This is a genomic window from Desulfovermiculus halophilus DSM 18834, assembly GCF_000620765.1.
Lineage (GTDB): Bacteria > Desulfobacterota > Desulfovibrionia > Desulfovibrionales > Desulfothermaceae > Desulfovermiculus > Desulfovermiculus halophilus.
This window is the reverse complement of record NZ_JIAK01000006.1, coordinates 149,490-163,064: the sequence shown is the minus strand read 5'-3', so window position 1 is coordinate 163,064 and position 13,575 is coordinate 149,490. Positions and strand designations below refer to the sequence as shown.

General features: G+C 61.7%; 10 protein-coding genes. All 10 read right to left on the bottom strand.

Features of this window, described 5'->3' with window-relative positions:
• Positions 1-36 precede the first annotated feature (36 nt).
• Positions 37-600, bottom strand: coding sequence for a CDP-diacylglycerol--glycerol-3-phosphate 3-phosphatidyltransferase (gene pgsA, locus N902_RS0103225; protein WP_027369764.1), 564 nt, complete (start codon positions 598-600; stop codon positions 37-39).
• Positions 581-1,156: a transglycosylase SLT domain-containing protein gene (locus N902_RS16160; protein ID WP_425246432.1), complete on the bottom strand. Its 576-nt coding sequence runs from the start codon at positions 1,154-1,156 to the stop codon at positions 581-583. Before N902_RS16160 ends, pgsA begins: the two co-directional genes overlap by 20 nt.
• An 11-nt stretch (positions 1,157-1,167) precedes the next feature.
• Positions 1,168-1,824 carry a protein-L-isoaspartate(D-aspartate) O-methyltransferase gene (locus N902_RS0103215; RefSeq protein WP_084287704.1) on the bottom strand — a complete coding sequence of 219 codons (657 nt, stop codon included), beginning with the start codon at positions 1,822-1,824 and terminating at the stop codon, positions 1,168-1,170.
• Between the two features lie 52 nt (positions 1,825-1,876).
• Entirely contained in the window at positions 1,877-2,368 is a 492-nt protein-coding gene (locus tag N902_RS0103210) for a hydrogenase maturation protease (protein ID WP_027369762.1), read from the bottom strand.
• Positions 2,369-2,548: 180 nt separating this feature from the next.
• A complete protein-coding gene (locus tag N902_RS0103205; RefSeq protein ID WP_027369761.1) occupies positions 2,549-6,148 on the bottom strand; it encodes a PEP/pyruvate-binding domain-containing protein in 3,600 nt (1,199 codons plus the stop codon).
• 468 nt (positions 6,149-6,616) lie between these two features.
• A complete protein-coding gene (locus N902_RS0103200) occupies positions 6,617-8,548 on the bottom strand; it encodes an ABC-F family ATP-binding cassette domain-containing protein (protein ID WP_034621416.1) in 1,932 nt (643 codons plus the stop codon).
• Positions 8,549-8,574: 26 nt separating this feature from the next.
• Positions 8,575-9,660: a 3-isopropylmalate dehydrogenase gene (gene leuB / locus N902_RS0103195; protein ID WP_027369759.1), complete on the bottom strand. Its 1,086-nt coding sequence runs from the start codon at positions 9,658-9,660 to the stop codon at positions 8,575-8,577.
• 123 nt (positions 9,661-9,783) lie between these two features.
• Entirely contained in the window at positions 9,784-10,293 is a 510-nt protein-coding gene (locus tag N902_RS0103190) for a 3-isopropylmalate dehydratase small subunit (RefSeq protein WP_027369758.1), read from the bottom strand.
• Between the two features lie 384 nt (positions 10,294-10,677).
• The gene (locus N902_RS0103185) at positions 10,678-11,937 is read right to left on the bottom strand and encodes a 3-isopropylmalate dehydratase large subunit (protein ID WP_027369757.1); all 1,260 of its coding nucleotides are present in this window, start codon (positions 11,935-11,937) and stop codon (positions 10,678-10,680) included.
• A complete protein-coding gene (locus N902_RS0103180) occupies positions 11,922-13,457 on the bottom strand; it encodes a 2-isopropylmalate synthase (protein ID WP_034621413.1) in 1,536 nt (511 codons plus the stop codon). Before N902_RS0103180 ends, N902_RS0103185 begins: the two co-directional genes overlap by 16 nt.
• Between the last annotated feature and the right edge of the window lie 118 nt (positions 13,458-13,575).

Genomic DNA, 13,575 nt, shown 5'->3' with positions numbered 1-13,575 from the left:
GGTTTTTCGACCCTGACTGTGGACCTGCGTCCCCTGTCATCTGTACTCTGCCCCTTGTCCAGCGGACAGATTGTGCTGAAAAAAGGCGTACAGGTAATTGCCTCCGGAGAACAGGGTCAGGGCCAAAGCAGCCAGGATCAGGAGCATGCCCAGGGGATTGGGGTCGAATCCCTGCCACGGGTAGTGCAGGATGAGTGGGCACAGGGCCACAACCTGAATAATGGTCTTCAGCTTTCCGTACCTGTCCGCAGCGATCACCTGTCCCTGATCCGCAGCGATGGCCCGCAGCCCGGTGACCGTAATCTCCCGGCCGATGATCAGGATCACGATCCAGGCCTGCAGCCAGCCCAGGTGAACCAGCATGATCAAAACGGAAACCACCAGGAGCTTGTCAGCCAAGGGATCGAGGAACTTGCCCAAGCTGGTCACCAGGTTGTAGCGTCTGGCCAGGAGCCCGTCAAAAAGGTCGGTCAGCGAGGCCAGGATAAAAATGACCATGGCTATCAAGCAGCTGATTTTGTTCGGAAAATAGAGCAGGAGGACAATAAACGGAATGGTGAGGATGCGGGCAAGAGTCAGGTTATTGGCCAGATTGAACATATTCCCTCGTCTTTGCTGAGTAGTCCTGATATACGGACAGCACTTTCCGCACATAGCGCTGTGTTTCCGGAAAAGGGGGAACCCCGCCGTGGGCCTCGACCCTGGCCGGGCCTGCATTATAGGCGGCCAGGGCCAGCTCCAGGCTGGAGAAGCGGTCCAGGAGGTGATGCAGATAGCGTACCCCGCCCTGGATATTGTCCTCGATGTCCATCGGCCTGTTCACGCCCATGTCCTGCTGGGTCTGGGGCATGAGCTGCATCAGTCCTTCTGCGCCGGCCTTGGACCTGGCTGTGGGCGAAAAATTGGACTCCACACGAACCACGGCCTGAACCAGGCCGGGATCGATCCCGTATTGCCGGCTGTAGGTCCTGATCAGGCTCAGAATTCGCCCCCGGTCCACCTGATTAGAGTCAGGCCAGGTACAATACGGGGTGTAGTCCTCTGATCTGGGCAGGTCGGTGAAATGCATCACCCCGCGGGGATCTTTGTACATATAGATGGTACCGGCCGCACCGGCCCGGGGAAACCCCGCCACTGCAAGGACCAGTCCAAGCAGCAGGCAGGCCGTCAGCCCCGGCTGCCGTAAGTGCCGATCAAGCTGACGAAACGGGCCGGCCCCATGTCCTGTTTGTACCACCGAGTTCTCTCCCTGCGGATGCGCACAATCCGCTGCGTCCCGTTTTCCTCCAGGGGCATGACCAGGATGCCCGGATCTGCCAGCTGCCGCAGCAGTGGCTCCGGGACCTTCGGCCCGCCTGCCGTTATCAGGATCCGGTCGTACGGGCCGTTTTCCGGCCACCCCAGGGTCCCGTCGTCCAGCTTCAGCTTGACCTGAAAGTACCGCAATCTGGTCAACCGGTCCAGGGCGGCCAGATACAGGGGCTTTATCCGTTCCACGCTGTAGACCTCCGCGCCCATCTCGGCCAGGACCGCAGCCTGATATCCGGAGCCGGTACCGATCTCCAGAACGCAGTGCCCATCTTGCACCTGCAAGGCCTGGGTCATTCTGGCCACGCTTATGGGCTGGGAGATGGTCTGCCCATAACCGATGGGCAGGGCGTTGGCGCTGTAGGCCTGGGCCTGCAGGGCGTGGTCCACAAAGAGATGCCTGGGGACCCGTCCCAGGACCTTCAAGACCCCTTCGTCGGTAATCCCCTGGGGCAGAAGCTGCTCCCTGACCATGCCCCGCCTGCGATGGCCCATATCCGACGTTACTTGATGCATGCCTCCTGTCCGGGCATAGCCGTTTGGCTCCTGTTTCACCCTCTCGCTCCGGCTACGGCAAGGCCTCTGCTTCCGCAGGGGCCGCATGCTGGTCCAGATGCGTGAGCATGGACCCGATCTCTTCCCGAACCGCGGCCAAAAACCGGGGATAGGCGTCGCATACCTCCGGGGAGAGGGTCAGGTCGCAGGCCGTCTGCCCGGCCTCCAGCCCCAGAAAGACCACTTGCAGATCCTGGCCCAAAACATCGGCGAAGGCCAGGCTGCGCCATAGAGCGGGATCAGAGACCAACCCCGGCCGCTGCATGACCTGATCCAGACTCAGACGGGCCAGACTGCCCGGCTCCATCCCGGATTGCCAGGCATCCAGGACCAGCAGCCCGTGCACACCCTCCAGGCTTAAGGATAAGCTGTCAAGCATCCTCCGATCGCCGAACCGCACCCCGTCCGGCCACTGCTCCCGGTACAGATCGCGAACGGCCCGAATGCCCACCCCTTTGTCCTGCTGAACGGCATCTCCAAGTCCCAATACCATGACGTAGGCCATCACCTTCCTCCTGAATCTCCTTCCACCCAGTGGTTTTCGCCCGTTGTTCTTCACTGCCGGCCACATGGTCCCAGCACGACAAACAGACCCAGAAACCGGACCCGACCCGGGGCAGGGAGGAACATCGCAGCACGCTCCCCGGGGGCCAATCCCCGGGCTCAGGGCGGCGGACTCTGGCCCCTACCACGATCTGCTTCGCTGCTCTTCCAGCGCCTTCTCCTGCTGGTCAAAACTCTCAAACCCGGCCTGCCGCAGGGCATCCTCCACAGTCACATTCCAATCCCAAGTGGCGCAGATCACCGGCTTGTGCAAGGCGGCCCGCAGGCTCTGCAGCTCCTGCCGGTAGAACTCCTCCTTGGCCGTTCCCAGATGGGTCTGGATCTGCTCGTGCAAGCGGGCCAGCTCCCCCTCGTACCAGTCCTGTATCTCCTCCGCCGAGCTGTTCTGCCGCAGGATATGCCCGTAGCGCTCTTCTTCCAGGATTCGGCACAGACGCAGGTAATGCTGCTTCTTGAGCCACGTGCCGAGGTCGCGGACCTTGATGTCCTCTTCCTCCAGGGCCCCGATGTCCATCTTGGTCTGGGCGTAGGTGTCCGGGACCACGGAGGCGGACACGATCCCGGCCACGCAGACCAGCCCGCGGATGATCGTGCTGTTGGACACCCCCTGGCCGCAGAAGCCGACCTTCTTGCCCATCTTCTGGCCGGTGAATATGGTGACCAGGATGGCCCAGACCACGGCCGGGTCCTCTTCATCGTAGATATGGCGCAGCCGGGAGTTGTCCCGGTCCGTCCCCAAGACCAGCTGGGTCATGTCGTTGGAGCCGATGGAAAACCCGTCGAACTCTCTGATGAACTCCTTGGCCAGGATGGCGTTGCTGGGGATCTCGGACATCTGGATGACCTTCAGCCCGTCCTCCCCGCTGCGCAGATTGTGCACGTCGGCCAGGTAGCGCTTCATGCTCCTGGCCTCTTCCAGGGTGCGCACAAAGGGAAGCATGATGGACAGGTTCTTCCCTCCAAAGGCGCCCCGGGCCAGCTTGAAGGCCTCTATCTCCCAGTCGTGAAGGTTTCTGGACACCCCCCGGTATCCAAGCATGGGGTTGTCCTCGTACTCTTCATACAGCATCCCGCCAATCAGGTTCTTGTACTCATTGCTCTTATAGTCCGTGGTCCGGTAGATGATCTCCCGGCCGGAGAAGGCCATGGCAAACAGGGCCAAACCCTGGGCCAGGCTCTGGACGTAGAGCTCCTTTCCGGTCCGATAACCCTTGATTCTGATCATCTGCCGGATCCTGTCCTCCAGATTGCTGACCTCCTCCATGGTCCGGCTCAGCCCCACCTTCTGGGCCACGTCCTTGCGCATCTTCCGGATCCGGTCCAGGACCTGCCTGACCTCTGGATCATCCTGGATCCGCTTGACCTGGGAATCGATCCGTTCCTCGATCTCCTGCTTCCGCTGCCGGCCTTCCGGAGTCCGGGTAGTCAGCTGGGCCAGCTCGTCCGCATAGCCCATAACCTGGCTCACATGCTCAGCGAGATCAGTGGAGGTCTTTAAAACGTCCAGACGCTGAGTGGCCCGCTCCAGATAGTCGTCCAGCTTGTAGTCCAGCTCCCGGATCTTGCGCTGCAGGGCCAGGACTTCTTCCGTTCCCCGGGCGCTGACCTTTTCGCTTAAGACCTCGATCTCCTCGCTCAATCCGGTCAGGATCCCGACATACTTGCGCAGGTTGAGATCAAAGGTCAAAATGCCGAAATCCAGCTGCTCCTTGATGATCTTGGTCAGCTCGTTGTCCAGGGCCTGCAGCTTTTCCTCCACTGCCTGCTGCAGGGTCCCCCGGTCGTAGGCGTCCAGGGCCATGGGATGCACGCCGATGTTGCTGAGCATGAACTCGGCCCGAAGCAAACCGACCTCAAAGTCCGGCGACGTGCGCAGCCGGGACAAAAACAGGGCCTGTCCCACATCAGCAAGGATGATTCCCACCTTGGTCCTGGTTGCCGGAAGCTGCCCGATATCCACTTCTCCGCCCACTTCGATCAAGGGCTGCAGGTTCCGGTAGACCTGGCCTCTGGAACCGTCCACGGTCACTTCCTGCCCGTCCATGGCCCGCAGGAGCTCCACCCGGTTGATGCCGATGACCGAGGGTATGCCCAGCTCCCGGGAGGTGATCGCCGCATGGCTGGTGTCCCCCCCGGCGCTGGCCAGGACGGCGGAGGCGATGCGCATCCCAGGAACCATGTCCGGATCGGTGCGTTCCGCGGCCAGGATATCGCCTTTGTTGATCTTGTTCAGCTCCAGGGCTGAGCGTAGGAAACGGACCTTTCCCCGCCCTGCTCCCCGGGAGGCGCCGTTGCCCTCCAGGAGCACCTCGGTCTGGGGCAGGGCCTGCGGATCGACCTCCAGCCGGCGCATGTAGAGCACATCCGGATTCTTCTCCAGCTCCGCATTCCACCTGGTTTCCGGCCTGGCCTGCACAAACCACAGCCGGTCCCATTCATCGATGCAGAACTCGGTATCCATGATCATTCCGCCGTACGCCCGGCTGATGCTGCGCACTCCCTTGGCCACTTCCTCGGCCTGGGCCAGAGACAGGGACCACCGGTAGATATCCTCGTCCTGGACGGACTCGGTCCGGGTTCCGCTGTGCTCCGGGTCATAAATGATCTTTTTGTCCTTGCATCCCATCTGGCGGATGACCACTTCGGAGCCGTCGTCCCGCTGAAAGACGTAGAATTTGTCCGGAGTGACCATTCCCGAGACCACGGCCTCCCCCAGCCCGTAGCTGGCGTCCATGGAGACCAGATCGTTCCGCTCCGTCCCCCGGCAGCCGGTTGCCGTATCCGCGCTGAAGGCGGTTCCGGAGATGATCGGATTGATCATCCGCATGATGCATACGGACAGGGAGGTGTTCTCAATGGACCACTCCTTCTTGGCCTCCTCGGCAATGCTCTCATCAGCTGTCTTTTCCGCCTGGGCCACGGCGTCCAAAATGGCCTCCCTCCGGTAGGTCATGGAGCGCAGGTTGTAGGCCGAAGCGCAATCCCACTGATAGGCGGTGATGCAGTCGTCCTCTGTGGTGATGTTTAAATATGTGTCCTGCAGGCCGGCAAAGGCCTTCTTCCGGCTGTCTTCTCCGGCAGCTGAGGAGCGCACAGCCACTGGCACATTGTCCAGCCCGGCGTCCCTGCAGATCTCCCGGTAGGCCTGCGCCACCGCCTCCTGGACATCCCCAGGCAGGGTCACGGACAATATGGCCACCTGGACCAGGACCGAGCGCTTTCTGAGCTGATCGATGCCTTCCGGGGAAACAGCAAAGCCCTCCACCACATTGTTGATGAACCGGCGCAGGCGGATGAGCTGCTCCCCTTCGGAACGGACCTGCTCCTCTTTGACCCTGGCCGCAGTCTTGCGGACAAAGGTCTTCAAAAACTCCGGATCGCTGTTGACCTCTGTCCCGCTCCAATCCACCTTTTCGTATTCCTGATCGACCACGGAGCGGATAACGGCCGCGTTGACCCGGGTCTGATCCAAAAGGCGGTGGAAGGCCTTGGATGATATGGCCCGAAACTGGGGGGCACGGATATACTCCAGCTCACTGATGATCGCGGTGTTGTAGTTTTTGCCGCCAACCAGGAGCTCGGCCTGTTCCCCGGTATTGACGATATCCGCCCCGGTGAGCAAAAGCTTGTCCGCAATGGGGGCCTGCGTATCCTGTCCCTGCTCAGAGGAGACGGTCTCCTGCTCGGACGACGTGGATTGGGGATCGTGGTGTGCAGCCATATGCTCACTCCTTGTAACGTGTTGGCCCGACGAATGAAAACCCGGGGAACGCGTCCCAAACGGCAAAAAGCGGGAGCCGGATCAGCTCGGCCCGGAGCGCGGTGCCACCTGCAGCGCGCCGGTTGCTCAGCCCTATGGACATAGCAAACAAGGCCCCCGGCGCACAAGTCCACGCCTGCCTATTCCTGGTTCTTCGACGTAGCCTATGGATTTTTCAGTTTGCCATCTCTTCTGTGTGCCCACTTTCGGCCCGGTATTTTCTAAGCCCCGCCAAAGGGGGATCCCTGCCCCCTCCAGGCACTCACATGCTGGACATTGTTTTCAGATGGACTGAGCGTATCATACACGTGAGTGCCGGGTTTCCCCCTTTTGGCGGGACCAAGAAAATGTGCGGGCCTGCCGCTTACGGCACACAGAAGAGACGGCAAACTCTTGTGTATGCAATTCCACTTACTGTGTCGAAGAGCCCTATTCCTTCTCTTCCAAGGCCTCCACTTCCTGCTCCAGGGAGTCCATTTCCGAGAATATCGACTCCGCTCGCTCCTGGAGACCCTGATACTCTTTGTTCAGCTCCCTGATCCGCTCTCCCCGGGCATATATCTCCGGATCGGCCAGCATCTGCTCCAGGCGGTTCTGCTCGGCCAGCACCTGCTCCAGCTCCTGCTCCAGGCTGGCGTACCGCTCTTTCTTGGGCTGCAGGAGCCGGAAGCGTTCGTTGCGCAGCCTGGCCTCCTCCCGCTTTCTTTCCTTCAACGCGTCCTTGGACCTGGCCTGGGGGGACTGGGCATCGCCCTGCTCCCCGCCCTGCAGGATGGCCTCGTATTCGGCATAGCCTCCCGGGAGTTCACTGATCCCCTGCCCGGAAAGCATCCATATCCGGTCCGGGACCCGGGCCAGGAGATACCGGTCATGAGCCACAAGGCATACGGTTCCCGAAAAGCTCCGCAGGGCCTGGATCAATGCCTCCCTGCTCTCCAGGTCCAGATGATTGGTCGGTTCGTCCAGAAACAGGCAGTTGGCCCTGGCCAGAAACAGAGAGGCCAGAAGGAGCCGGTTCTTCTCCCCTCCGCTGAGCTCCCGGACCGGCCGTTCCCACATGGACTCATCCAGCAAAAAGAGACCCAGAACCGATCGCAGTTCCTGCTCTTTGGTCCCGGGATCGGCCATGCGTCTGATCTCGGACAAAACACTCCGGTCCAGATCCAGGGTCTCCCGAATATGCTGAGAAAAATAGCCGATGCGCACCTTGGTCCCGGAGGCGACCTTTCCCTGAGTGGGCTGCAGATCCCCGGCCATAACCTTGAGCAGCGTAGACTTGCCGCATCCGTTGGGTCCAACCAGGGCCACTTTCTGCCCCCGGTAGAGATGAAAGCTGACCGCCGGCCACAGCGGCTCGCGCCCGGGGTAGGCGAACTGCATGTCCACGATCTTGCAAACCGTGTGCCCGCTGCGCTGCGGCTCGGGCCAGGAGAATGCCAGCTGCTTGCCGGACTGGCCCGGGGCAACGGCCTCCCGTTGCGTCTTGAGCTGTTCAATCTCCCGCAGCCTGGATTGGGCCTGCCTGGCCTTGTCCGCCTTGTACCGGAACCGGTCCACATAGTGCTGGCGGTGGTTGATGGCCTGATCCAGCTTCTGGGTCTGGCGTCTGCGTTGCTCCTGCTGCTCGCGGTCCCAGTCCAGGTACTGGCTGTAGGTGCCCTGGCGAAAGACCGCCCTGCCCCGGCCCAGGGCCAAGACCCGGTTTCCGGCCCGGTCCAGAAAGTACCGGTCATGGGCCACAAAGACCACGATCCCTTGAAACCTGGCCAGAAAGTTCTCCAGCCAGAACACGGCCTCCAGATCCAGATGGTTGGTTGGTTCGTCCAGAAGCAGGATATCCGTTCCCTGGACCAGAAGACGAGCCAGCTTGGCCCTCTCCTGCCACCCGCCGCTCAAGTGCCGCAGAGGGGCCGACCATTGAGAAGTGGGAAAGCCGAGCCCGGTAAGTACGGACTGGATGCGGTGTTCTGGATTGTAGCCGTAGGCGTGTTCCAGCTCTGTCTGCTTCTGGGCCAGCTGCTGCCGGGTACGCTCTTCGTCGGCCTGTTCCCAGCTCTGCCACAGGTCCTGCCAGGAGGGAATGCCCTCGCCGACCCAGGAGAAGAGCCCGGTCTCCACCTCAGAGGTATCCAGCTCCTGCCAGGCGTAGCCGATCCGCGCCCCGGGGGGATGGATCTGGACCCGCCCCTGGTCCGGGCTTAAATCTCCGGCGATGATGTGCAGCAGGGTACTCTTTCCGCTCCCGTTCGGCCCGACCACCGCTACCCGGTGACCGGGGGCGAGCTCCATGTGCACATTGCGGAACAGCTCGGTTCCGGCAAAGCCCTTGCTGACCCCTTGTACCTGAAGTCGGATATCCATTCAGGACGTACCCTGCCTTGACCTGGTTATCCTTGGCCCAGAAGCTGATCGCAGACCAGATCCCCCATGCGGGAACAGCCCACGATCTCACTGCGGTCTGTTGCCAGGTCTGCAGTCCGGTGTCCCCGGCCGAGCACCGCATGCACCGCGTCCTCCACAGCCCGGCCCTCGGTTTCCAGCCCCAGGCCGTAGGTACAGAGCATGGCCGCGGAAAGGATGGTGGCCAGGGGGTTGGCCGCATCCTGTCCGGCCAGGTCCGGAGCGGATCCGTGCACCGGTTCGAACAGTCCGGGTCGGGACTGCCCCAGGGAGGCTGAGGGCAAGAGTCCGATGGATCCGGTAATGGTCGCCGCTTCATCGGAGAGGATGTCCCCGAACATGTTCCCGGTGACGATGACGTCGAACTGCGAGGGATCGCGGACCAGCTGCATGGCGGCATTGTCCACATACATGTGCGAGAGCTCGACCTGGGGGTAGTCCCGGGCCAGCTCGGCGATCACTTCCCGCCACAGCCTGGAGACATCCAGGACATTGGCCTTGTCCACCGAACACAGCCTGCCCCTGCGCTTACCCGCAATCTCGAAGGCCATCCGGCCGATGCGCCTGATCTCCTCCTCGGAGTAGACCATGCTGTTGATCCCTACCCGCTGTCCCTCATGGGTCCGCACCCCTTGGGGCCTCCCGAAATAAATCCCTCCGGTGAGCTCCCGGAGAACCATGAGGTCTATGCCCTGGCGGACAATATCCGGGCGGAGATAAGAGGCCTGGGCCAGCTCCGGGTAGATGACCGCCGGACGAAGATTGGCAAACAGCCCCAGGGCCTTGCGGATGCCCAGGAGGCCCTGCTCCGGCCGCAGCTTGTGCTGAACATCATCCCACTTCGGTCCGCCCACCGCCCCCAGAAGGACGGCATCCGCCTTGGTGCAGGCATCAATGGTCTCCTGGGGCAGGGGATGGCCGGCGGCATCGATGGCCCCTCCCCCGATCATATGCTCAGTGAATGTGAACCCGTGGCCGAACTTCTGGCCTACAGCATGCAGCACCTTGACTGCCTGGTCGGTGATATCCGGCCCGATCCCGTCTCCGGGCAATACGCATACAGTATAATCCATGCCCAATTCCTCGCGCGTTGTACCTGTGTGAACTGTCCTGCATACACCCTGTTCCATACCCGCCGTCAGCCCCGACACAGCCCCGGTTCTTCCGTAGCCTGTGGATTATTGGTCCTCTGCCCTCTATGCAGTGACGGCATCCCTGGCCAGACGGTCCCGGACGTATTCAACAAGCCCCCCGGCGGCGAGAAGGGTCTGCATGAACTCGGGCAAAGGAGGGACAGTGATTACCTGCTGGGTGCGCAAATTTCGTATCCTTCCCTCCTGCACATCAATATCCAGGCTGTCTCCGTCCTGGATCAAGGCCACGTCCTCACCGACCTCCATGAGCACCAAGCCCATGTTAAAGGCATTGCGGTAAAAGATCCGGGCGAAGCTGTGGGCCACCACCACCGGGATTCCGGCCCCGAGGATGGCCAGCGGGGCGTGTTCCCGGGACGACCCGCATCCGAAGTTGGGACCGCCCACCAGTATGTCCCCGGCCTGAACCCGCTGCACCCAGTCCGGTTCCAGACCGGCCATGCAGTGGGTGCCCAGGACCTCCGGCTCGGTGCTGACCAGGTATCTGGCCGGGATAATGGCATCGGTATCGATATTGGCCCCCACTTTGTGGGCTTTGCCAGAAAAGTGCATTCCTTTCCCCCTCTTCACTCCATGCTCATTGAGACCGCGCATTGCACGGCAGACGAGATGATGCCACGCGTGACCCTGCCTGCGATTTGGCCCTCTAGCCGGGTCGCAGGAGGAAGGCTGGACCTTGTCTCTGTCCGTGCTGAACAGGGCGGACACTCATTCCTCCCTGCTGCAACGCCGTACCTCTCAACCTCGATCCAACGTGCCGTTTATGGACAGCAGTCCGGTTTTTACCGGAACCAAGCCCTTCCCTCCGCTCTCCGCCCTCTAACCTCTGTCTTCTAACTTCTGTCGTCTGCCGTCTGTCTTCTGACCTCTGACTTCTGATCTCTGTCTTCTTTCGTCTGTCTTCTGACCTCTGACCTCTATCTTCCGTCTTCCGCCCTAGACCTGATCCGGATGCACGATCTCCCCGGCCACAGCGCTGGCAGCGGCCACCGCCGGGCCGGACAGGTACACTTCACTGTCCAGGCTGCCCATCCGGCCCTTGAAATTCCGATTGGTTGTGGCCAGACAGCGCTCACCCCCGGCCAAAATCCCCATATGCCCGCCCAGACAGGGACCGCAGGTCGGAGGCCCGATAACCCCTCCGGCCTGCAGAAAATCCAGCAGCAGTCCTTCTTCCAGGGCCTGGGCATATATCCTGGGTGTTGCTGGAAGAATGATCAGCCGCAGCCCCGGGGCAACCTTCCTGCCCCGAAGGATACCGGCCGCTTCCCGCAGATCGGAGATCCGCCCATTGGTGCAGGAGCCGATGACCACCTGATCCAGGGGAGTGTTTGCAACCTCTTGAACCGGGCGCACGTTATCCGGGAGATGGGGGCAGGCCACCTGGGGCTGGAGGTCTGAGAGATCAACATCCATTCTCTGCTCGTAGCCCGCATCCGGATCCGGATACAGACGGCTGTCCCCCTGTCGACCGGCGGCCTGCAGATACTCCAGGACAGCGTCGTCAGCCGGAAACAGCCCGGCCTTGCCCCCGGCTTCAATGGCCATATTAGCTATGGTCATCCTGGCCTCCACCCCCAGCTGGGCCAGTCCCGGCCCGCCGAACTCCATGGCCTTGTACAGGGCCCCGTCCACCCCGATTCTGCCGATCAGAGCCAGGACAACGTCCTTGCCCCCGACCCATTTGCCCAGGGTCCCCTGCAGGTCCACCCTCAGCGTGGCCGGGACCTTGAACCAGGTCTCGCCCAGGACCATGGCCGCGGCGATATCCGTACTCCCCAGGCCGGTGGCAAAGGCCCCGAGGGCCCCGTAGGTGCAGGTGTGGCTGTCCGCCCCGATCACGATCTCACCCGGACCGACCAGCCCCAGCTCCGGAAGCAGGGCATGTTCCACCCCGCTCGTTCCCCCTTCGTAGTAATGGGATATCTGCATCCTGCGGGCGAACTCGCGCACTGTTTTGACCTGTTCCGCCGAGTCCTGGTCCTTGTTCGGGGTAAAGTGATCGCAGACCAGAAAAATGCGCTGCGGATCAAAGACCCTGTCCGCCCCCATGCGCTGCAGGGATGCAATGGCCAGCGGGGCGGTGATGTCGTTGGCCAGGACCCCGTCCACCCGGCACTGAACGATCTGTCCCGGCCCGCTCACCTGGTCCGCAGTATGGGCCTGCAGGATCTTTTCCGCTAGATTCTGGCGCATATCGTGTCTTCCTCCTTCTTGGCCAGCCGGTTCAAGGCATTGATGTACGCCTTGGCGCTGGCCACGATGATATCCGGATCAGCCCCCCGTCCGATGGCCGTCTGCTCCCCTTCCTGGATCTTGACCGTGACCTCGCCCTGGGCATCCGTGCCCCCGGTGATCGCGGTGACCGAAAACTTCTGCAGGGAGGGGTTTTTGCCCACGATCCTGCATATGGCGTTGAACACGGAATCCACAGGCCCGACCCCGAACTCGGCGACCTGAACGTTTTCATCGTCGACACTCATTTTCAGGGTGGCTGTAGGAATGGCCATGTTGCCGGAAAGTGAACTCAAATACAAGAGCTTGTACTTATCCGGGATGCGGTACACCTCTTCCAGGACCAGGGCCTCCAGATCCTCGACAAAGATCTGCTTCTTCTTATCCGCCAGGGTCTTGACCGCTTCCACCACATGATCCAGCTGCTCCCGGTCCAGGCGGTACCCCAGCTCCTCCAGACGGCGCTGGCAGGCGTGACGGCCGGAATGCTTGCCCAGCACCATCTCCGAGGGCGGACGGCCGATGCTCTCCGGGGTCATGATCTCATAGGTCTGCTTGTTCTGCAGCATCCCGTGCTGGTGGATACCGGCCTCATGGGCAAAGGCATTGCCCCCGATAACCGCCTTATAGGCTGGTATGGCCTGCCCGATAATCAGGGAAAGCAAACGGCAGGTAGGATAGATCTGGTCCTTGACGACATTGGTTTCCAGGCCGTGCAGGTCCTTGCGCACCTCCAAGGCCATGACCACTTCCTCCAGGGCAGCGTTGCCGGCCCGCTCTCCAATCCCGTTCAGGGTTACTTCGACCTGCCGGGCCCCGGCCTGGACCGCTGCCAGGGTGTTGGCCGTGGCCAGCCCCAGGTCGTTGTGGCAGTGCACGCTGAGAACGACATCCTCGATGCCCTGGACCGTGTCCTTTAAATGCCGGATCAGGGCGGCGTATTCCTCCGGCTGGGTATAGCCCACCGTGTCCGGGATATTGATGGTTGTGGCCCCGGCGTCCACAGCGGCCTGAACCACCTGGGTCAAAAAGCTCCAGTCCGACCTGGATGCATCCTCGGCCGAAAACTCGACATTTTGGGTGTAAGTGCTGGCCCGGCCCACGGCTTCAGCCACCTGAGCCAGGACCTGCTCCCGGCTCATGGCCAGCTTATACTCCATATGGATGTCCGAGGTGGCCAAAAAGGTGTGGATCCGCGGCCTTCTGGCATCCTTGATCGCTTCCCAGGCCCGGTCGATGTCCGCAGTGGAGGCCCGGGCCAGACCCGCAACCTGGGCGTTTTCAATCACCTGGGCGATCTCCTGGACCGCCTCAAAATCCCCGGTGCTCGAGGCCGGAAAGCCGGCCTCAATTACATCCACGCCCAGGGCATCCAGCTGCCGGGCCAGCCGCCGCTTTTCCTGCATATTCATGCTCGCCCCGGGGGACTGCTCTCCATCGCGCAACGTGGTATCAAAGACATACACTGTATTGTTCTGCATCACTGCTCTCCTTTATTCGCCGATTCCTCCAGGCGGGCCTGGAGGAATCGTTCGTACCTGGTACAGGAAACACCCTCCCTGCCCTGGGTGGGCATGAGAGGCGGCACAAGTAAGCTGA